This window comes from Phytohabitans aurantiacus (genome assembly GCF_027923225.1).
GTDB classification, from domain to species: Bacteria; Actinomycetota; Actinomycetes; order Mycobacteriales; family Micromonosporaceae; genus Phytohabitans; species Phytohabitans aurantiacus.
The window spans coordinates 114,779-135,121 of record NZ_BSDI01000032.1 but is presented as its reverse complement, the minus strand read 5'-3'; the positions used below and the strand labels follow the sequence as shown (position 1 = coordinate 135,121).

General features: G+C 69.8%; 18 protein-coding genes. 5 read left to right on the top strand and 13 right to left on the bottom strand.

What is annotated here, in order from left to right; genetic code table 11:
- Positions 1 to 50: 50 nt before the first annotated feature.
- From QMG73_RS28485 to QMG73_RS28450, 8 genes are all read right to left on the bottom strand, one after another.
- Entirely contained in the window at positions 51 to 245 is a 195-nt protein-coding gene (locus tag QMG73_RS28485; protein ID WP_281900699.1) for a DUF397 domain-containing protein, read from the bottom strand.
- A 114-nt stretch (positions 246 to 359) separates the two neighbouring features.
- A complete protein-coding gene (locus QMG73_RS28480; protein ID WP_281900698.1) occupies positions 360 to 1,253 on the bottom strand; it encodes a helix-turn-helix domain-containing protein in 894 nt (297 codons plus the stop codon).
- Positions 1,254 to 1,387: 134 nt separating this feature from the next.
- On the bottom strand, positions 1,388 to 1,801 hold the full coding sequence (locus QMG73_RS28475) for a DUF6232 family protein (protein ID WP_281900696.1): 414 nt from the start codon (positions 1,799 to 1,801) through the stop codon (positions 1,388 to 1,390).
- 204 nt (positions 1,802 to 2,005) lie between these two features.
- Positions 2,006 to 3,694 carry a ribonuclease J gene (locus QMG73_RS28470; RefSeq protein ID WP_281900694.1) on the bottom strand — a complete coding sequence of 563 codons (1,689 nt, stop codon included), beginning with the start codon at positions 3,692 to 3,694 and terminating at the stop codon, positions 2,006 to 2,008.
- Positions 3,691 to 4,584, bottom strand: a complete 894-nt coding sequence (gene dapA / locus QMG73_RS28465) for a 4-hydroxy-tetrahydrodipicolinate synthase (protein ID WP_281900693.1) — start codon at positions 4,582 to 4,584, stop codon at positions 3,691 to 3,693. Before dapA ends, QMG73_RS28470 begins: the two co-directional genes overlap by 4 nt.
- A 42-nt stretch (positions 4,585 to 4,626) precedes the next feature.
- On the bottom strand, positions 4,627 to 5,379 hold the full coding sequence (gene thyX / locus QMG73_RS28460) for an FAD-dependent thymidylate synthase (protein WP_281900691.1): 753 nt from the start codon (positions 5,377 to 5,379) through the stop codon (positions 4,627 to 4,629).
- A 1,452-nt stretch (positions 5,380 to 6,831) separates the two neighbouring features.
- Positions 6,832 to 7,314, bottom strand: a complete 483-nt coding sequence (locus QMG73_RS28455; protein WP_407676873.1) for a DUF2752 domain-containing protein — start codon at positions 7,312 to 7,314, stop codon at positions 6,832 to 6,834.
- A gap of 4 nt (positions 7,315 to 7,318) precedes the next feature.
- The gene (locus tag QMG73_RS28450) at positions 7,319 to 8,524 is read right to left on the bottom strand and encodes a winged helix-turn-helix domain-containing protein (protein WP_281900689.1); all 1,206 of its coding nucleotides are present in this window, start codon (positions 8,522 to 8,524) and stop codon (positions 7,319 to 7,321) included.
- 75 nt (positions 8,525 to 8,599) lie between these two features.
- On the opposite strand from QMG73_RS28450, the gene QMG73_RS28445 reads away from it, so the two are divergent.
- The 3 genes from QMG73_RS28445 to QMG73_RS28435 all read left to right on the top strand — a co-directional run bounded on the left by QMG73_RS28445 (position 8,600) and on the right by QMG73_RS28435 (position 12,186).
- Entirely contained in the window at positions 8,600 to 9,424 is an 825-nt protein-coding gene (locus tag QMG73_RS28445; protein ID WP_281900687.1) for a bifunctional DNA primase/polymerase, read from the top strand.
- Between the two features lie 215 nt (positions 9,425 to 9,639).
- On the top strand, positions 9,640 to 10,197 hold the full coding sequence (locus QMG73_RS28440) for a GNAT family N-acetyltransferase (RefSeq protein ID WP_281900686.1): 558 nt from the start codon (positions 9,640 to 9,642) through the stop codon (positions 10,195 to 10,197).
- Between the two features lie 45 nt (positions 10,198 to 10,242).
- Positions 10,243 to 12,186 (top strand): amylo-alpha-1,6-glucosidase, encoded by a 1,944-nt coding sequence (locus QMG73_RS28435; RefSeq protein WP_281900684.1) that lies wholly within the window; start codon positions 10,243 to 10,245, stop codon positions 12,184 to 12,186.
- Positions 12,187 to 12,198: 12 nt separating this feature from the next.
- Here QMG73_RS28435 and dapB read toward each other — a convergent pair whose 3' ends face one another.
- Entirely contained in the window at positions 12,199 to 12,969 is a 771-nt protein-coding gene (gene dapB, locus QMG73_RS28430) for a 4-hydroxy-tetrahydrodipicolinate reductase (RefSeq protein ID WP_407676872.1), read from the bottom strand.
- Positions 12,970 to 13,058: 89 nt separating this feature from the next.
- Here dapB and QMG73_RS28425 point away from each other — a divergent pair, with 89 nt between their 5' ends.
- Both QMG73_RS28425 and QMG73_RS28420 read left to right on the top strand, forming a co-directional pair.
- A complete protein-coding gene (locus QMG73_RS28425; protein WP_281900679.1) occupies positions 13,059 to 13,340 on the top strand; it encodes a helix-turn-helix domain-containing protein in 282 nt (93 codons plus the stop codon).
- A 248-nt stretch (positions 13,341 to 13,588) separates the two neighbouring features.
- Positions 13,589 to 14,482 carry an acetylxylan esterase gene (locus QMG73_RS28420; protein ID WP_281900677.1) on the top strand — a complete coding sequence of 298 codons (894 nt, stop codon included), beginning with the start codon at positions 13,589 to 13,591 and terminating at the stop codon, positions 14,480 to 14,482.
- A 667-nt stretch (positions 14,483 to 15,149) separates the two neighbouring features.
- Here QMG73_RS28420 and QMG73_RS28415 read toward each other — a convergent pair.
- The 4 genes from QMG73_RS28415 to QMG73_RS28400 form a co-directional block, all read right to left on the bottom strand.
- Positions 15,150 to 16,403 (bottom strand): M16 family metallopeptidase, encoded by a 1,254-nt coding sequence (locus tag QMG73_RS28415; protein WP_281900675.1) that lies wholly within the window; start codon positions 16,401 to 16,403, stop codon positions 15,150 to 15,152.
- Complete coding sequence (locus tag QMG73_RS28410; RefSeq protein ID WP_281900672.1) at positions 16,403 to 18,769, bottom strand: polyribonucleotide nucleotidyltransferase; 2,367 nt, start codon at positions 18,767 to 18,769, stop codon at positions 16,403 to 16,405. Before QMG73_RS28410 ends, QMG73_RS28415 begins: the two co-directional genes overlap by 1 nt.
- A 209-nt stretch (positions 18,770 to 18,978) precedes the next feature.
- Positions 18,979 to 19,248: a 30S ribosomal protein S15 gene (gene rpsO / locus QMG73_RS28405; protein ID WP_265250039.1), complete on the bottom strand. Its 270-nt coding sequence runs from the start codon at positions 19,246 to 19,248 to the stop codon at positions 18,979 to 18,981.
- 117 nt (positions 19,249 to 19,365) lie between these two features.
- Complete coding sequence (locus tag QMG73_RS28400) at positions 19,366 to 20,292, bottom strand: bifunctional riboflavin kinase/FAD synthetase (RefSeq protein WP_281900668.1); 927 nt, start codon at positions 20,290 to 20,292, stop codon at positions 19,366 to 19,368.
- Positions 20,293 to 20,343: the final 51 nt, after the last annotated feature.

Genomic DNA, 20,343 nt, shown 5'->3' with positions numbered 1-20,343 from the left:
GCGGCTTGTCGACCATGGTCGACAAGCCGCTACTTATCTGCCGGACGGAATCAGCGCGACGACTCGTCGGACTGCTTCAGGTCCGCGACAAAATGCGTCCACTCAGAAGACGAGAAGCGCAAGACCGGTCCGTGCGGGTCCTTTGAGTCGCGAAGTGCTACGCCCTCGTCTGTTCGCGCCCACTCGACACACGCGTTCGACTCGCACCGCCGGCTCTTCCGCCAAGCCAAGATATTCTGCGACATTGTAGCGTTCTTTTCCCTTCACTGAATCGGTTAACGGACTGGATTGCTCCAGGTTCGAACGCGACGAAGGAAGGGGTTCCCCACTAGCCAACTCCGCCGCAGCAAGGGGGTTGGCTAGGTAGGACGATATCGGTCGAGGTCGGAAACCAATCTGGCTACACGAGCCTCGATCAAATGTGCTGACGCCTCCTCTGAGAGCGACCGCTCCCACATTTGTTCGAAGTATCGGCGGTGACGATCAATCGCTTCGCCCGCGAACAGGATCTCGTCTTTGAGCACGCTTTCCCGGTAGAGAACGGCATTCTCCTCCTCACCCAGATCAAAGAGGGTGAAGGGCCCGAGCATGGCGAGGATCGCCGCTTCGTCGAGTGGCAGGATGCGCACGCTCACGTTGGGCCTGCGCATCGTCTCCAGCAGATCGCGAAGCTGGCCGACCATGATCTCGGGTCCGCCGACGATCCGCTGCAGCACCGTTTCGTCGAGGATCAACAGATACGGCGCCGGGTCTTCGCGGTCGAGCACGTGGCCACGGCGCTGGATACGTGTCTCGAGCCGCGCGTCACGGACCGCCTGCGAAAGGTCTCCCTGCCAGAAGTTGAGCACGAACTCGGCGTACGCCCGCGTCTGCAGCAGCCCAGGCAGCAGGGTCGGGTGGTAGAAGCGGATCGCCGTCGCTTGCGTCTCGAACTGATAGAGCTGCAGCATCGCCGGCGTCAGATGCTCGCGGTAACGCGGCTCGTCATACCACCCGCGCAGCCGCGACGTGCGGGCCGCCTTGATCAAATCATCGATGGTGACACTGTCGGTGACGCCGTACAGCTCCAGCAGGGCGACCAGGTCTGTCCGGGAGACGGTCACTTCGCCCTTTTCGAGCCGGTTTACCTTTGACAGGGACCAGTCCAGCTCGGCAGCGACCTGTCCCTGGGTAAGTCCTCGCGACTCACGCGCCTTGCGAAGCGTGAGCCTTACGCGCCGGCGCGCGGCGGCAGGGGACTCCCCAGTGACCATCGCGGTAACGCCTGTCCTTTGCCAGGTGGCCGTCTGCGGTACGGCAGAGGGCGATGCTTCCGAACGACATGACGCAGTGACGGTACACCCGGTCGCATCCAAGGGGAAGGACGTCGCATGCATGTTGTAGTCCGCTATCCGTCGTACGCCTGCAAGGCCCTTATCAATCCGCGTTTGACCTGGCCAAATGTGCGGACATCCGACGTTGCGAAGAGAAGCACCGGCTCGCTGCGGCAGACGGCGCGCAGTTCGTACCGCCGCGCGGATGCCCGGAAGCATTCGCCCGCCAGCGTGGCCACGGCAAACAGCGCCACGCCTCCAATGAGCGCCAGCGGCGCGGGCAGGTCCAGGCCGCCAGTCGCGATCACCACCACGGCCACGCCCGCCATCCCGCTCGAACCCACAGTGATCGAAACACCGGAGCGATCTATTACCACGACGTGTACACCGCGAAGGTCGCGAATGGGAAAGACTCGCGGGTGCGGACGCAAGATGCGGAAGTCCCGATGCGTGATCACAATGCAGGGACCCCGGTAGAAGACGGTCATCGCGCGCCACCTCCTTCGAACATTGCCAAGAAGGAGGCGGCTAGGCCAAGATGGCTAAGAGTCCGGCCCGCCCCTCTTGGCAGTGGGTGAGGCCCCCGCGGTGCCCGGGTGGAGCCGGGCACCGCCTCTTGATGGCGCCAGTATGAGCCGGCGCCATCCGTGATCGCCATAGGGCGAACTGCAATATGGCAGAATGCGAAACCGCTACACCTCGACGACCGTTGGCACGATCATCGGGCGGCGGCGGTACGCCTCATTGACCCAGCGGCCGACGACGCGGCGAACGATCTGCTGGAGCTGGTGCGGATCGCTGATGCCGTCGAGTGCGGCCCGGTCGAGCGCCTCGGTGATCAAGGGGACCACCGCGTTGAACGCCTCCGGGTCCTCCGAGAAGCCCTTCGCGGACACGGCCGGGCCACCGACGACCTTGCCCGTGACCGAGTCGACTACCACGGTCGCCGCGATGAAGCCGCCGTCGCCCAGGATGCGCCGCTCGGTCAGCAACGACTCGCCCACGTCGCCGACCGCCAGGCCGTCGACGTAGATGTACCGGCTTTTGACGTGTCCGACCAACTGCGCCCGACCGTCGACCAGGTCGACGACGTCGCCGTCTTCGCACAGGACCACGCGGTCTGCCTCGACGCCGGACTCGATGCCCAGCCGGGCGTGCGCGCGCAGGTGGCGCCACTCCCCGTGTACGGGCATGAGGTTGCTCGGCTTGACCATGTTGAGCAGGTAGAGCAGCTCACCGGCCGGGGCGTGACCGGAGACGTGCACCTTCGCCACGTCTTTGTGGATCACCGTCGCGCCGGCGCGGGAAAGCTTGTTGATCACCCGGTACACGGACGTCTCGTTGCCCGGTACCAGCGAGCTGGCCAGTACCACGGTGTCGCCGGGGGCGATCGTGATGTGCCGGTGGTCGCCGGTGGCCATGCGGCCCAGGGCACTCATCGGCTCGCCCTGCGAACCGGTCGACATCAGCACGATCTCGTCCGGCGGCAGCGTGGCGGCCTCGTCGAGCCCGACCACCAGCCCACCCGGGATGCGCAGCAGGCCCAGGTCGCGGGCGATGCCCATGTTGCGCACCATGGACCGTCCGATGAAGGCGACCTTGCGCTCGTACTCGAACGCCGAGTCGAGCACCTGCTGCACCCGGTGCACGTGCGACGCGAAGCTGGCCACGATGATGCGGCCCTTCGCCTTGGCGAAGATCGAGTCGAGTACCGGGCCGATGTCACGCTCCGAGGTGACGAAGCCAGGCATCTCCGCGTTCGTCGAGTCGGACAGCAGCAGGTCGACGCCCTCGGCGCCCAGCCGCGCGAACCCGGCTAGGTCGGTGATCCGGCCGTCGAGCGGAAGCTGGTCCATCTTGAAGTCGCCGGTGTGCAGCACCAACCCGGCCGGCGTACGGATGGCTACCGCCAGCGCGTCCGGGATCGAGTGGTTGACCGCGAAGAACTCGCACTCGAACGGCCCCAGCCGCTCCCGCTGCCCCTCGCGCACGGTCAGCGTGTACGGCTCGATCCGCCGCTCCGCAAGCTTGGCCTCCACCAGCGCCAGCGTGAACTGCGAGCCCACCAGCGGGATGTCGGGCTTGTGGGCGAGCAGGTACGGCACCGCGCCGATGTGGTCTTCGTGACCGTGGGTCAGCACGATCGCCTGTACGTCAGCCAGCCGGTCGAGGATCGGCTGGAAGTCGGGCAGGATCAGGTCGACACCTGGCTGCTCGACATCGGGAAACAAGACTCCACAGTCGACAATGAGCATCTTGCCGCTGTACTCGAAAACCGTCATGTTGCGACCGATCGCGCCCAAACCACCCAGCGGGATGACCCGAAGGCCACCCTCCGGAAGCGGCGGTGGTGCGTCGAGCTCGACGTGCGCCGCCGTCATAGGGCGAGCCCCGCGGCCGCGCAGTCGTCGCGAAGCTCAGCCAGCTCAGCGTCGGTGGCGTCCACCAGCGGCGACCGTACCGGGCCCGCCGGCAGGCCGCGCACCTTCAACGCCGCCTTGACCATGATCGTGCCCGGCAGCTTGAAGATGCCCGTGTACAGCGGCAACAGCCGGCGGTGCAGCTCACCCGCGGTGGTGACGTCGCCGCGCTCGTACGCCTCGATCATCTCCTTGGTCTCGGGACCGCAGAGGTGCGTGGACGTGCCCACCACGCCCACGCCACCGATGGCCAGCAGCGGCAGGGTCAGCGCGTCGTCGCCGGAGTAGTAAGCCAGGTCGGCACGGCGCTTGACCCACGAGGTGGCGGTCAGGTTGCCCTTCGCGTCCTTGACGCCCACGATCCGGGGGTGCTCGGCCAGCTTGACCAGCGTCTCGGTGGTGATCTCGACGCCCGAACGGTGCGGGATGTCGTAAAGCATCACCGGCAGGCCGGTCGTGTCGGCCACGGCCGTAAAGTGCCTGACCAGGCCCGCCTGCGTCGGCTTGTTGTAGTACGGCGTCACCACGAGCAGGCCGTGCGCGCCCGCCTTTTCGGCGGCGGCGGCCAACTCGATCGTGTGCCGGGTGTCGTTGGTGCCGACGCCGGCGACCACCTTGGCACGGTCGCCCACCGCCTCCACGACCGCCCGTACCAGGGTCTCCTTCTCCCCGTCGGACGTGGTGGGCGACTCGCCAGCGGTCCCATTGATCACCAGCGTGTCATTGGCCTGCTCATCCACCAGGTAGGTGGCGAGGCGAGCCGCCCCCTCGGCGTTGAGCGAGCCGTCATCGTGGAACGGGCTGACCATGGCGGTGATCAGCCGCCCGAACGGTCGATGGTCGTGCGTCATGCTTGACAACCTAGCGGACCGGCGCAGTGCTCCCCGAATGGTTCAGGACACCTGCGCATACGGGCTCGACGCGACCTCAGAGCCGTCGTCGAGCGTCGAGATGGTGAAGTCTGCGAAAACGTTCGGCGCGACGCCTTGAAGCTGGCGCAGACAATCGATCGCCAACTCGCGAATCTCCACGTCAGCGGCCTCCGTGGCGCGCATCGCGATGAAATGCCGCCACGCCCGGTAGTTGCCGGTGACCACGATCCGGGTCTCGGTCGCGTTCGGCAGGACGGCACGCGCCGCCTGGCGCGCGCGCTTGCGGCGCAGCGTCGGGCTGGGCTCGTCGGCAAACTTGCGCTCCAACCCCTCCAGCAGTTCCGTGTACGCCTGGACGCTGGCCTCCGCGGCCTCGACGAACCTCTTGTGCAGCTCAGGGTCATCGGCGATCACACTCGGCTCGACCATGGCCGCGTCGCGCTCCGGCACGTACCGCTGGGAGAGCTGCGAGTACGAGAAGTGCCGGTGACGGATCAGCTCATGGGTGAGCGACCGGGACACGCCCGTCATGTAGAACGTCACCGAACCGTGCTCGAGCACCGACAAGTGAGCCGAGTCGAGAATATGGTTGAGGTAGCCCGCGTTGGTCGCCGTCACCGGGTTGGGCTTCTTCCAGGACTGGTAGCAGGCCCGCCCCGCAAACTCGGCAAGCGCCTGGCCACCCTCAGCGTCAGTCGACCACGGCACGTCGTCCGGCGGCTCGAAGTGGGTCCATGCGATGAGCTTGACCTGGGGCTGGACAACTTCCGGCATGCCCCGCACGCTACCACCCACCCCACTCCCCCCTCGTTACCCACAACCCGTACCCCTTCCGCCCCCACCCCTCCCCCCACCGACCTTGCCGCCGATCAAGGGCGAATGCACGTGGTTCGATCTCAATTCCGCGTGCCTTTGCCCTTGATCGACGGGATTGGCCTTGATCGACGGCCGCCAGGAGCGCACCCGACGCGCCGGCTGGTCCGGCGTGGCCGGACCAGCCGCCGGTCCAGCCACGCCGCATGGCCGAGCGACACGGAGGCGGCCAAGCGACACCGGGCAGGCCAGCCGAGGGCGACCGCGGGCCACGACACGAAGCGGGCCAACCGACACGGCCGCGGGCTAACGAGGACGGCCGCGAGCCGGCCGAGCGCGGCCGCGAGCCGAGCGAGGGCGGCCGCGAGCCGAGCGACACAGGGCGGCCAAGCGACAAAGCCGCAGGTACGGCGACGCTGCGGAGGGTTGGGCGAAGCGGCAACGCCAGGCGGGCGCGGCGGCGTGACCGGCGCCGCGCGGCAGACGCCGCGCCACGCCAGCCGCGTCCGCCGTTGGATCGCGGTTGGAGCCGCAGCGGCTTGGTGGGGCGTAGCGGGATCTTGCGCCCAGCTATGTCCGGATACATCCGGGCGGAAGATCCCAGCTCACCCCACCAAGCCGCATCGAAGCCACACCCGGTCTTGGAGGCCCACCGTCGCTATAGCGACGGTGGGCCTCCAAGATTCAGCACACATTCGGCCCTGCGCTCTGCGCGCGGCGACGTCGGCAAACCGCGGAGCTTGCAACCATCCGGCCCGGCTGGCCGAGGCTCGGGGCCGCACTTTCCTGCTTTCGTGCCGTACAGGCTCTCGGGCGCGGTCAGGGCGCTGCGGCGCCTCGTACCGCGGGGTAGCGGACCGCGCCACACCCGCCAATCCCGTCGCCCGCCGGGTCCAAGGAACATCGCCCTCGATTCAAACGCGGGCCAGAGCCGTTCCGCGACGGGCTGTGAACGTTTATGGCTGCTGGAGCAGCCATAAACGTTCACAGCCCGAGAGGTTGCCGCGCGGATCGGGACCATCTGGGTTGGTGGGCAGCGCCCAGCGGCGCCAGGCCGGCCACGGTTGGCCACGGCGCCAGATACCCAACCGCGTCGATCAAGGGCATGCGCATGGACCAAGGGCGAATGCACGCGGAAAGAGGTCCAACCACGTGCATTCGCCCTTGATCGGCGCAACCGGCGTGGCGACACGCCGTGCCGCGCTGGCCGAGCGGCGCCCGCGCGTGGATCGGAGATCCAACCACGTGCATTCGTCCTTGATCGGCGACGAGATCTCGCGCGCAACGCCGGACGGCGAGAGAGAGTGCGCGGGAAGAACCCGCGGGAAGCGCGCGAGAAGCGCGCGGGAGAACGTGAGGAAGAGAGCGCGGGAATAGCGTGCGCGGAAGCGCGGGAAGAGGGGTGGAGCGGGGTTAGACGTAGAGCCAGGTGAAAGGGGCCCACGGGAGGTTGCGGGCGATGGTGAAGACGAACCACACGCCCAAAAACACCCCGATGGTCTTCGGGGAGATGCGCAACTGCGGCAGCTTCCGCCCGAACACCCGCTGCCCGGCCCACGCCACGTACATGTACAGCAGGAACGGGAGCGCGAAGATGAACAGGATGTGGTGCCGCGCGGCGGCGGGCAGGTTGCCGTGCAACACGTACCAGAACGCGCGCGTCCCGCCGCATCCCGGGCAGTCGAAGCCGGTCGTCAGCTTGAGCAGGCAGGTCGGCGCGGCGTCGGCGGTGCTGTCGGTCGGGTCGGCGATCATCACGTATCCGACGGCGCTCGCCATGCAGCCGAGCGCGGCCACCGGGGCCAGCCAGCGCGGCGACCGGGCCACCAAGCGCGTGAAGCGGTTGGGCGGTGGCGGCACGTAATACGGCGTTTCGGGGCTCACCACGCTCGTCACGCTGTCACGGTACACCGGCGGGCAAACGGAGATCGCCTCCCTCGGGCGGAGCGACCGCGGACAGACCGAGCCATCCGGCCAGCCTGTGCAGCTCCGCGGCCAGCGCTGGCGCCGTGGTGGCGGGATCGGCGCCTGGCTCGAGCCACGCGGCCGGCACGCGCAGGACGCCCGCCTTGCGGTCGGCCTTGAGGTCGACGCGGGCCGTAAACCGGTCGCCCTGCAGGAACGGCAGCACGTAGTACCCATACACCCGTTGGGGCGCCGGCACGTAGATCTCGATGCGGTACGTGAAGTCGAACAGCCGCTCGGTGCGCGCCCGCTCCCAGATCAGCGGGTCGAACGGGCTGATCAACGTCTGTGCGTGCACGCGACGGGGGCGTTTGGCCTCGGGGTGCAGATATGCCTGCTGCCGCCAGCCGCGCACCTCGACCGGAATCAGCTCGCCCGACTCGACCAGCTCGGCGATAGCGGTGCGGGCGGCAGCGACAGGCAGCCGGAAGTAGTCACGCAGCTCGAACTCGGCGGCGACACCCAGCGAACGGGCGGCCACGGCGACCAGCGTGCGGTGCGCTTCGGCGGGCTCGGGCGTGGGCGCGGCCACCACGTGGGCGGGAAGCACGCGCTCGGGCAGGTCGTAGACGCGTGCGAAGCTGCCGTTGCGCGCGCCGGCGGTCACCTCACCGGCCCAGAACAGGAACTCCAGCGCCCGCTTGACCGACGACCAGTTCCACCCCCAGTTGCCGGTCTCGCGCGGCGCGTCGTGCTCGATCTCGGCGGCGGTCAGCGGCCCATTGACGCGAACCTCATCGTGGACCCATTTGACCAGCTCGGGCTGCTCTTCGGCGATCCGGCGCATGCCGCCCCACGAGTCGGTCTGCGCGGCCGCCATGCGCCACCGCAGGCTGGGCTGCAGATCGACCGGGATCAGCGACGCCTCATGCCCCCAGTACTCGAAAAGCTCGCGGGGCCGGCGGTAGGCCGCGCGGTCGAGCAGCTCGACCGGGTAGGGCCCGAGCCGGCTGTAGAGCGGCAGGTAGTGGGCCCGCTGGAGGACGTTGACGGAGTCCATCTGGATGAGCCCCACCCGGCCCAGGACGCGGCGCAGGTGACGCATCGTGACCGACCCCGCTGGCGCGGGATCGGTGAAGCCCTGGGCGGCCAGAGCGATCCGGCGGGCCTGAGCGATCGAGAGCGATTCGTGTACTGCCATCGCGTCGAACGCTAATCCATGGGTACGACATTTACAGGAGCAGCAATTAGTACTGGTGTTCGATACACTGACCGTATGCTCGCCAGTGCGCTCCGCTACGCGGCGGCCGGCGTCCCGGTGTTGCCGCTGCACACCGGCACCGGCGGCGGTGGCTGCTCCTGCCGCCGGCCACAGTGCGACCGCCCTGGTAAGCATCCGCGTTGGCATCCGCGCCTGATCACCGCGGGATTGCACCAGGCCAGCACCGACCCGGCGGTGCTCCGGCGCTGGTGGGCCACCTGGCCGGCGGCCAATGTGGGGCTGCGCACCGGTGTCGTGGTCGACGTGTGTGATGTTGACACCGCCGATGGCCTGCGGCTCGTGCAGGCGCTGGTCGACTGCGAGGTGCCCACCGTGCGCACCGGCTCCGGCGGCCTCCACCTGTACTTTGCCGCCACCGGCCTGCCCAACAGGGTGCGCGTGCTTCCTGGCGTCGACTGGCGTGGCGTCGACGGATACGTGGTGGCGCCACCATCGACGCACGCGAGCGGTGAGCGATACAGGTGGATCTCGCGCGGACCCGCACCGCTGTGCCCGCCGGTGCTCCGCGCGCTGGTCGCGCCGCCGCCGGAGCCGCCGCCGAGGCCGCTCGCGGAGATCCACCACCCGTCGCGATATGCGTCCGCCGCGCTCGACAACGAGGCCGACCGGGTGCGCCGCGCACCGGTGGGGACCCGCAACAACACGCTGTACTCGGCCACCCGCCGTCTTGGCCGGCTCGTCGCGAGCGGCCTGCTCGACGAGCGCGACGTGGTCGAGACCCTCACGCCCGCCGCCCGCCTCGCCGGCCTGGGCGCGTACGAGACGGCCCGCACCATCCGCTCCGGCCTGTCCGCCGCACGCACCCGCCTCGCGAGCTAGCTCCGCCGATCGAGGGCGATCGCATGGATCAAGGGCAAACGCACGCGGAAATGAGATCCAACCACGTGTATTCGCCCTTGATCGGCGCGAAGAGCCGTGGGCGGAGCGGCGCGAAGAGCCGCGGGAAGGGCCGCGGAAGGGCCGCGGGAAGGGCCGTGGGGAGGGCGGAGGGGTGGGGAGGGGGAGGGAGGGGGTGAGTCGTAGGCTCATCGGTCATGGCGCTCGGGTATGTCCGGCCAGCGCGTCCCGTAGACGCCGCCGAAATCGCACGCATCCAACTGGAGACGTGGCGGACCGCTTACCGCCGGGTGCTCCCGAAACGGGCTCTCGACCGGCTCGACGAGGCGTGGATCACGCGACAGTGGACCCAGGCCGTCGAGGCACCGCCGTCGCCGCGGCACCGCGTACTCGTGGCCGTCGAACAGGCTGAACAGGCGCAGCACCTGGTCGGGTTCGCGGCGAGCGGCCCCGCCGACGAGCAAGCGCTCGCGCCCGACGAGCCGGCACTGGGCGCGGACGTCGCGGCCTTTACGGAGTTGCTGGTGGAGCCGCGGTGGGGGCGGCGCGGGCACGGCAGCCGGCTGCTCGCGGCGACCGTCGACCTATGGCGCGAGGACGGTGTGGCGCAGGCGGTGGCGTGGGTGTACGACGGCGATGCCGCGAGCCGGAAGTTTCTGGAGTCGGCCGGGTGGGAGCCCGACGGCGCCGCCCGCGCGCTCGACGTCGACGACCAGCTGATCGACCAGCTCCGCCTCCGCACCACCTTCCACTAGTGAGGGCCACGCCGTCGGCAGGCGACCTGTCAAGGAGTTCCGCTCGTGCCTGACCGCATGCTCCAACCGCTGCTCCACGACCTGGTGCCGACCACCGCGGCGCCGACCACCACGCTGAGCGGGCGGGACGGGCAGATCAGAGCCACCGGCGTGCAGGGCGTCTTCCACGCCGACACCCGGGTACTGGCCGAGGCGCGACTGCTCGTCGACGGGCGTGAGCCGGAACCGATCCAGTACGCGCCTGACGGTCCCGGCGCCGCCCGGTTCGTGTCGCTGGCGCGGTGGCTCGGCGACCCGATCCCCGACCCGACCGTGCGCATCGACAGGTACCGCAGGGTGGTGCCCGGCGGGCTGGCCGAGGAGATCCGGATCAGCTCCACCGCGAGCGTGCCGGTGCGAGCCACCGTCACGCTGGAGATCGCGTCCGACATGGCGCCGATGGAAGCGGTCAAGTCGGGGACCACCGCCGCGCCGACCGAGGGCGTCTCTCTCACCGTCACGCCCGAGCGGCGCTGGGAGGTCGACCTGCCTCCACGCGGAAGCACGACGCTGCGGTGGGAGCTGCGCGTCGACGACCCGGGTGCGGTCGTGTCCGCGCCGCACGGACCGGTCGAGTGGGCGCGGCCCGAGGTCACCGCCGCCGACCATCGCCTGACCCGCCTGCTCGACCAGTCCCTCGACGATCTCGCCTCGTTGCGGCTGACGGACGGTCACGGCACCTTCCTGGGAGCGGGGGTGCCGTGGTTCCTGACGCTCTTCGGAAGGGACAGCATCTGGGCCGCTCGCATGCTGCTGCCGCTCGGCACCGAGCTGGCCGCCGGCACCCTCCGCGTACTCGCCCGCCGCCAGGGCCGCACCGACGACCCAAACTCCGAGGAGGCACCCGGCAAGATCATGCACGAGCTGCGCCGGCGCGAACTGCACCTGGTGAGCCGCGGCATCGTGCTACCCCCCACGTACTTCGGCACCGTCGATGCCACGCCGCTCTGGGTCAGCCTGCTCCACGACGCTTGGCGCTGGGGCATGCCGGCCGCCGAGGTCGAGGCGCTGCTGCCCGCGATGGAGGCCGCCCTCGGCTGGATCACCGGCCACACCGACTTCCTCCGGTACGTCGACAGCACCGGGCGCGGGCTCGCCAACCAGGGCTGGAAGGACTCCGGCGACGCGGTGCGCTTCCGGGACGGCAGCCGCGCCGAGCCGCCCATCGCGCTGGTCGAGGTGCAGGGGTACGCGTACGAGGCGGCCATGAACGGCGCGGCGCTGCTCGACGCGTTCGGCCGCCCCGGCGGTGACAGGCTGCGCGAGTACGCGGCCGGGCTCGCGGACCGGTTCCGCGCCGCGTACTGGGTGGACGGGTACCCAGCGCTCGCCCTGGACGGCAAGGGCGAGCCGGTCGACGCGCTCACCAGTAACATCGGGCACCTGCTCGGCACCGGCCTGCTGTCGCGAGCCGAGGAAGCCGCCGTCGCCTCGGTGCTGTCGGCGCCCGCCATGTCCAGCGGCTTCGGGCTGCGTACCATGTCCGAACTGGACGGTGGCTTCAGTCCACTGTCATACCACTGTGGATCGATCTGGGCGCACGACACCGCGATCGTGCTCGCCGGCCTGGCGCGCGCCGGTCACACGTCGGCGGCGGCAGGGCTCGCCGACGGGCTGCTCGCGGCGGGCGAGGCGTTCGAGTACCGGATTCCGGAGCTGTACGGCGGCGACGCCCGCACGGCCGTGGGACGTCCCGTGCCGTACCCGGCGGCCTGCCGGCCCCAGGCGTGGTCGGCGGCGGCCGCCGTGGTCATCCTGCACGCGGCGCTGGGCCTCGACCCGGACGTGCCGAACGGACGCGTCACGCTCCGCCCAGGCATCCCCTTGGGCCCTCTGTCCGCCCGCAGCCTGCGCCTAGCGGGCCGATCGGTAGACGCGGACGTCGACGCGACGGGCGAAACCCACCTCACCAGTGATCAGGGCGTCCCTCAAGTCGTTAGAGCGGCTTGAGGGACGCCCTGATCACGGGCCGAGCAGTGGGTTCAGGCCGATGGTCAGGCCGGGGCGGCTGATCACTGACCGGATCGCCAGCAGCACGCCGGGCATGAACGACGCCCGGTCGAACGAGTCGTGCCGGATCGTGAGCGTCTCCCCGGCCGTGCCGAAGAGCACCTCCTGGTGGGCGACGAGCCCGCTGGCGCGTACCGAATGCACCCGCACCCCGTCGATCTCGGCGCCCCGCGCACCGGCGATCTCGTCCTTCGTCGCGTCGGGCATCGCGGCCATCCCGGCCGCGGCCCGCGCCTCGGCGACGAGGCGCGCCGTGTGCGTGGCCGTGCCGCTCGGCGCGTCCAGCTTGCGCGGGTGGTGCTGCTCGATGATCTCCACCGATTCGAAGAACCGGGCGGCCCGCGCCGCGAACTCCATCATCAGTACCGCGCCCACGCCGAAGTTCGGCGCGATGACCACGCCCACCTCGGGTTTGTGCTGCAGCCAGCTGCGCACCCGCTCGAACCGCTGCTCGGTGAAACCGCTGGTGCCGACCACCACGTTGATCCCCTGGTCGATGCACCAGTGCAGGTGGTCCATCACCACGTCGGGCGTGGTGAAATCGACGATCACCTCGGCCCCGGCGTCGGAGGCGTTGAACAGCCAATCGCCCTGGTCGATCATCGCGACCACTTCGAGATCGTCGGCGGCATCGACCGCCTTGCACACCTCGGCGCCCATGCGCCCGCGGGCGCCCAGCACACCGACGCGAATGGGTTCGCGCTCGTCACTCACGCGGGACAACCTATCCCACCGGTAGGCGCTGGCGGACACTCCCGCGCCGTTCGAACGGCGTGCACGTACGCGCACACGCCCTGGAAGGAGCGGCCCGGATGCGGATCGGAGAGCCCGCCGACGTCGGACGCTACGTCCAGGAGCGCCGCCGCCAGCTGGGGCTGACGCAGAGCCAGCTCGCTACGTCAGCCGGCGTCAGTCGCCGCTGGCTGTCCGACCTCGAGTCCGGGAAGGCCACCACTGAGTTGGGCCTCGTCCTCCGGACCCTGAACACGCTGGGCCTCGTACTGGACCTTCGGCCGCAGGAAGCGGATCTCGACCTCGACCTCGACGAATACCTCAAGCGCTTCCGCCGCGACACTCCCGAGTCGCGATCATGACCGCGAGTGACCCGGACGTGGCCGCGCTCGGGAGCTCGATGCCCGGGCGGCTGGTCGACCAGGTGGCCAAGCGGGCCGACATGTGCCGGGCCGTGCTAGCCAGCGCGTAGCCACCCCGATGCGCACGTACGCGCACATAAGACCTTGATGTGCACGTACATGCACATGGCGCTGGAGCGTGCGTGCACGAGCGCGCTGGCTGTCTGGAGGGTTCCCGCACCGTCGCGCGATCATCCACGATGGATGCGATGGACGCCGATCCCCCTCCGGCCCCGCCAGACTTTGACGACTTCTGGCGCTCGACGCATGCCGAGTTGACGAAGCCGCCCCTGCGTTGGCAGGTCGAGCGGGAGTACGACGACGCGCGGCTTCGGCGGCGGGTGGAAGAGGTGACGTTCGAGTCCGCGACGGGCGAGCGGGCGTTCGCGTGGATCACGTACCCAGCGGGCGGCGTGATCCGGCGCGGCGTGGTGATCGGCCATGGGTACCAGGGACGCGACGACGGGCCTGACGAGTACGTGCCGATCCCGTCCGCGGCGAAGATTTTCCCGTGCGCGCCGGGCCTGCCCCGGAGCCTGTCGCCGACCATCCCAGCGGCACCCGCCGAGCACGTGCTGCACGGCATCCGGTCCCGCGAGACGTACGTGCACCGCTTCTGCGCGGCCGACGTCTGGCGGGCCGGATCCGTTCTGCTGCACCGTTTCCCGTCGATCGAGGCGCCGCTCGACTACGCGGGCGGCAGCTTCGGCGGCGGGATCGGCGCGCTCGCCCTGCCGTGGGACGACCGGTTCGGCCGCGCCCACCTGTACCTGCCCAGCTTCGGCCACCATCCGGCGCGGCTGCGCCAGCCCTGTACCGGCAGCGGCGAGGCGGTGCGCCAAGCGGTCGCGCACGATCCCTCGCTCCGGTCGGTGCTGGCCTATTTCGACGCCGCGACCGCCGCGACCCGCATCCGCATCCCGGTTTACGTCTCGGTAGCGCGCCGCGACCCGGCTGTGCCGCCCCTGGGGCAGCTCGCGGTCTTCCAAGCTTTGGCCGGCCCGAAGCACCTGTACGTGCTGACCGCCGGCCACATGCGCTACGACACCGAGGCGCGAGAACTAGCCGACCGCGACCGCGAGCTAGCCGACTTCTTCACCTGAACGGTCGCCCCTTGCGGCTGCCCCACAGGTCACGCGCCCCGTCGTTCGCCGAGGTCTTGGCTCGCGCCTGGGCGCCGCAGGCGCACGACTTCGCCGAAATGCTGCCTCCGGGCCGGGCTGTAGCAGCGACTTCCTCGAACATGCGGCTCGGGTCTGCGCAGCAAGCCTCCGAGCCGGCCGCTCCGCCAGTAGCGGCCGTACGGCAGGCCAAGCCGCCCGACGGGCCGGGCCGCGCCCGACGGGCCGGGCCGCGCCGCGCCCGGCGACCCGGCGGCGGTCAGGGTCGTTGCTCCGCTTGGGCCTACGGAGCGAAACCGGGCAAACCGGTCAGGAGTGGCGGCGCCCGCTGAACGCGGCGCCGGACCGTCGTTCATTCGCCGAGATCTTGAACAGTTATTGCTGCCAGAGCAGCACTAAACGTTCACAGCACGGGCGGCGGCAGCACGAAAGGGGCAAACCGATCGCCGGTCGGGCGCCAGCGGCGCCCGACCGGCGCCGATCAAGGAGATCTGCATGGATCAAGGGCGAATGCACGCGGAAAAGAGATCCAACCACGTGTATTCGCCCTTGATCGACGGGAGGAGGCGCCGCACAGCGGCAGCGCGCGGAGAGCGCCGCACAGCGGCAGCGCGCGGAGAGCGCCGCTCGAAATGGCGCTCGGGTGGGGTCAGAGGGGGCCGATCGCGGCCAGCGACATGTCGCGGGTCAGGAGGTCGGCCGCTAGGACGTTGACCTCGTCCAGGGTCACCGCGTCGACTCGCGACAGCAGATCGTCGACGGCGAGGACGTCGCCGTACAGGAGCTCGCCCTTCGCCAGGCGGCTCATCCGCGACCCGGTGTCTTCCAGGCCGAGCACGTGCCCGCCCTTGGCCATCCCCTTGCCACGGGCCAGTTCCGCCTCGGTCAGCCCCTTTTCGGCGACCGCCGCCAGTTCGGCCCGGGTCAGTTCGAGTACCTCGTCGACCTTGCCGGGGGCGCAGCCCGCGTATACCGCGAACAGCCCGCTGTCGGCGTACTGGCCGGAGTACGAGTAGACCGAGTAGGCCAGCCCGCGCTTTTCCCGGATCTCCTGGAAGAGCCGGCTCGACATGCCGCCGCCGAGCACGTTGTTGAGCACTCCGAGAGCGAACCGGCGCTCGTCGAGGCGGGCGATGCCGGGCGCACCGAGCACGAGGTGGGCCTGCTCGGTGTCCTTGACGCGGATGACGGTGTCGGCGGGCCGGGTCGGCACCGCCAGGGTGGGCCGCAGCGGCGCGGGGACGCCATTGCCGTCGAAAAGCGCCTGCGAGACCAGATCCACGACCACGTCGTGATCGAGGTTGCCCGCGGCGGCGACCACAATGGACGATGCCGTGTATCGCGACCGGTAGAAGTCGAAGATCTGCCCGCGACTCATCGGCGAGATGGTGTCTTCGGTGCCCGAGACGAGCCGCCCGAGCGGGTGGTCGCCGTAGATCGCCTCGGCGAACACGTCGTGTACCTCGTCGCCGGGCTCGTCGTCGTGCATGGCGATCTCTTCGAGGATCACCCCACGCTCGGTCTCGACGTCAGCCGCCTCCAGCACCGAGTCGGCGACCAGGTCGCACATCACGTCGATGGCCAGCGGCATGTCTTCGTCGAGCACCCGCGCGTAGTAGCAGGTGTACTCCTTGGTGGTGAACGCGTTGGTCTCGCCGCCCACCGCCTCGATCTGCGCGGAGATGTCGAGCGCGGTGCGCTTGTTGGTGCCCTTGAAGAGCAGGTGCTCCAGGAAGTGCGACACGCCGCCGAGACCGTCGGGCTCGTCGCGCGAGCCGACCGCGACCCAGATGCCGAACGAGACGCTCCGCATCGACGGGATCGCCTCGGTCAGTACCCGAAGGCCCGAAGGCAGCACGGTACGGCGTACCGTGCTGCCTCCGTCTCGTAAATCCAACGCCATCAGCGGCGGTGCCGGCGCCGGCGGGGCTGGCCGCCCTCGCTGTCGCCCTCGCCGCCCTCGGACCGCTCGCCGCGGCTCGGACCGCGGTCGCCGCGGTCGCGGTCGCCCCGGTCGCGCGGGCCACGGTCGCCGTCACGCCCGGCGGGCCGCTCGGAGCCGGCCTCCTCGGACGGAGCCGGCGCCTCCTCACCCTCCGGACGCACCTTGTCCAGGTAGATCTTGCCGCGCTGGTCGATGTCGGCGATCTGTACCTCGACCTTGTCGCCGACGTTGAGGAAGTCCTCGACCTTCTCGACCCGCTTGCCGTTGCCCACCTTGGAGATGTGCAGCAGGCCGTCGCGGCCGGGCAGCAGCGAGATGAACGCGCCGAACGCGGCCGTCTTCACCACGGTGCCGAGGAACTTGTCGCCGACCTTCGGCAGCGTCGGGTTGGCGATGGCGTTGATCCGCTCGACCGCCGCCTCGGCGGACGGGCCGTCGGTGGCACCGACGTAGATCGTGCCGTCGTCTTCGATCGAGATCTCGGCGCCGGTCTCGTCCTGGATCGCGTTGATGGTCTGGCCCTTGGGCCCGATCACCATGCCGATCTTGTCGACCGGGATCTTGACGGAGGTGACGCGCGGCGCGTACTCCGACATGCTGGCCGGCGCCTCGATGGCCGCCTGCATCACGTCGAGGATCGTGAACCGGGCCTCGTGTGCCTGCTGCAGCGCGCCAGCCAGCACGTCGGACGGGATGCCGTCGAGCTTGGTGTCGAGCTGGAGCGCGGTCACGAACTCGCGGGTGCCGGCGACCTTGAAGTCCATGTCGCCGTACGCGTCTTCGGCGCCGAGGATGTCGGTCAGCGTGACGTACTGCGTCTTGCCCTCGACCTCGTCGGAGATCAGGCCCATCGCGATGCCCGCGACCGGCGCCTTCAGCGGCACACCGGCCGACAGCAGCGACATCGTGGACGCGCAGACCGAGCCCATCGAGGTCGAGCCGTTGGAGCCGAGCGCCTCGGACACCTGGCGGATCGCGTAGGGGAACTCCTCGCGGCTCGGCAGCACCGGGATCAGGGCCCGCTCGGCGAGCGCGCCGTGCCCGATCTCGCGCCGCTTCGGCGCACCGACCCGGCCGGTCTCACCGGTCGAGTAGGGCGGGAAGTTGTAGTTGTGCATGTAGCGCTTGTGCTTTTCCGGCGACAGCGTGTCGAGCTGCTGCTCCATGCGGAGCATGTTGAGCGTGGTGACGCCGAGGATCTGCGTCTCGCCCCGCTCGAACAGCGCCGAGCCGTGCACGCGCGGCAGCACCTGGGTCTCGGCGGTCAGCGGCCGGATGTCGCGCGGGCCACGGCCGTCGATGCGCACCTGCTCGCGCAGCACGCGGGACCGGACCTCGGACTTGACCAGCGACCGGAACGCGGCGCTGATCTCCTTCTCACGGCCCTCGAACTGGCCGCCCACTTCCTCGTGCGCCTTGTCCTTGACGCGGTCGAGGGCGTCCTCGCGCTCGGCCTTGGAGGCGATCTTCAGCGCCTCGGCCACCTCGGACTTGGCCACGCCGGCGACGGCCGTGTAGACGTCGTCCTGGTAGTCCAGGAAGACCGGGAACTCCGCGATCGGCTTGGCCGCGACGGCCGCCACCTCGCTCTGAGCCCGGCACAGCTCGCGGATGGCGGGCTTGGCGGCCTCGAGACCGCCGGCCACGACCTCTTCGGTCGGCGCGGTGGCGCCAGCGGCGATCAGCGACACCGCGTTCGGCGTCGCCTCGGCCTCGACCATCATGATCGCGACATCGCCGTCGGCCAGCACGCGGCCGGCCACGACCATGTCGAAGGTGGCCCGGGTCAGCTCCTCGTGGGTCGGGAACGCGACCCACTGGCCGTCGATGTGCGCCATGCGGGTCGCACCGATGGGGCCGGAGAACGGCAGGCCGGACAGCTTGGTCGACATCGACGCGGCGTTGATGGCGATCACGTCGTACGGGTGGGCCGGGTCGAGTGCCAGGATCGTCGCGACGACCTGAACCTCGTTGCGCAGGCCCTTGACGAAGCTGGGGCGCAGCGGCCGGTCGGTCAGGCGGCAGGTGAGGATGGCGTCTTCGCTGGGGCGACCCTCGCGGCGGAAGAACGAGCCGGGAATGCGGCCCGCGGCGTACATCCGCTCCTCGACGTCGACCGTCAGCGGGAAGAAGTCGAACTGGTCCTTCGGGTTCTTGCTCGCCGTGGTGGCGGACAGCACGACGGTGTCGCCGAGCTGCGCGATCACCGAGCCGGCTGCCTGCCGGGCCAGCCGCCCGGTGGAGAAGGTGATCTCGCGGGTGCCGAACGACCCGTTGTCGATCACCGCTGTGCTGGTGTGGTTGCCGAGTGTCTTCTCGGTCATGTGCGTGTTGCTCTCCTTCTGAAGGTGGGGTCACACCTGGAGAGCTGCTCTAGCGGGCCGGTCTTCGATCGAAGCGCCCGGGACGGAGGGCCGGCGGCGTGCCGGCGGGCCCGGGGGCCACTACCGAGGACCGGTGCGCCGAATCGGCTCTCGGACCCCTGTGTGGTTGTGAATGCGGGGAGCGGCATCGTGCCACTCCCCGCAATTGTTCATCGCCGCAGGCCGAGCCGCTCGATGATCGACCGGTAGCGGTTGATGTCCTTCTTGGCCATGTAGTTGAGCAGCCGGCGGCGACGACCCACCAGGAGCAGCAGACCACGACGGCTGTGGTGGTCGTGCTTGTGCACCTTGAGGTGCTCGGTGAGGTCGGCGATCCGCTTGGTGAGCACTGCCACCTGGACCTCGGGCGAACCGGTGTCGCCCTCGACGGTCGCGTAATCTGCCCTGATCTTGGCCTTGGCTTGCTGGTCGAGCGCCATTTTCTCCCTGTTTCTGTGGGTTTCTGTGGGAATCCAGACCCCGCACCCGCGGCGTCGTGCAGGCACGCGGAGCCGTGCGTCGGTGACCCGACGTCTTCCCCACATTACCAGGCCGGGTTACCGCTCCAGCACCGACCGGATCTGGGCCACGTCTTCCTTCATCTGCGCGATCAATGGCTCGACCCCGTCGAACTTGACCTGCCCGCGCCGCCGGTCGACGAATTCCAGTTCCAGGCGCTCGCCGTACAGATCGTCGTCGAAGTCGAGGATGTGCGCCTCGACGCGGCGCTCGGTGCCGGAGAACGTCGGGTTCGTCCCCACCGACGCCGCCGCCGGCAGCCGCTCGCCACGCCGGATCACCCAGCCGGCGTACACGCCGTCGGCGGGGATCGAGGTGTAGGTGCCGGTGAGGAAGTTGGCGGTCGGGAAGCCGAGCTGCCGGCCGCGCTGGTCGCCGCGGACGACCACGCCCTCCACCCGGTGGGGGCGCCCGAGCGCCTCGGCCGCCGCCGCCACGTCGCCGGCGTCGACACAGGCGCGGATGTACGTCGAGGAGAACACCGTGCCGTGCTCCGCCACCAGCGGCGAGTCGTCGACCGTGAACCCGAAGGTGCGGCCCAACTCCGACAGCAGCGCCCGGTCACCGGCGGCCCGGTGCCCGAAGCGGAAGTTCTCACCCACCACGACGACCGCGGCGTGCAGGTGTTCGACAAGTACGTCGTGGACGAACTGCTGCGGCGACAGCTTCGAGAAGTCGACTGTGAACGGCACCACACAGAGCACGTCGACGCCCAGCTGCTCGATGAGCTCGGCCTTGCGGTGCGGCTCCGTCAGTACCGCCGGGTGCGTGCCCGGCCGGACCACCTCGGACGGGTGCGGGTCGAAGGTCACCACGACGGACTGAAGGCCCAGCTCACGCGCCCGGGACACCGCGTGCCCGATGGTCGCCTGGTGCCCACGGTGCACGCCGTCGAACACGCCGATGGTGATCACCGAACGGCCGAACCCGCTCGGTACCGCCTCGTAGCCACGCCACCTCTGCATGCCGCCCAGCTTAGGCCGCGGGGGAGGTGAGCCTTGCCCGCGTGTGACATC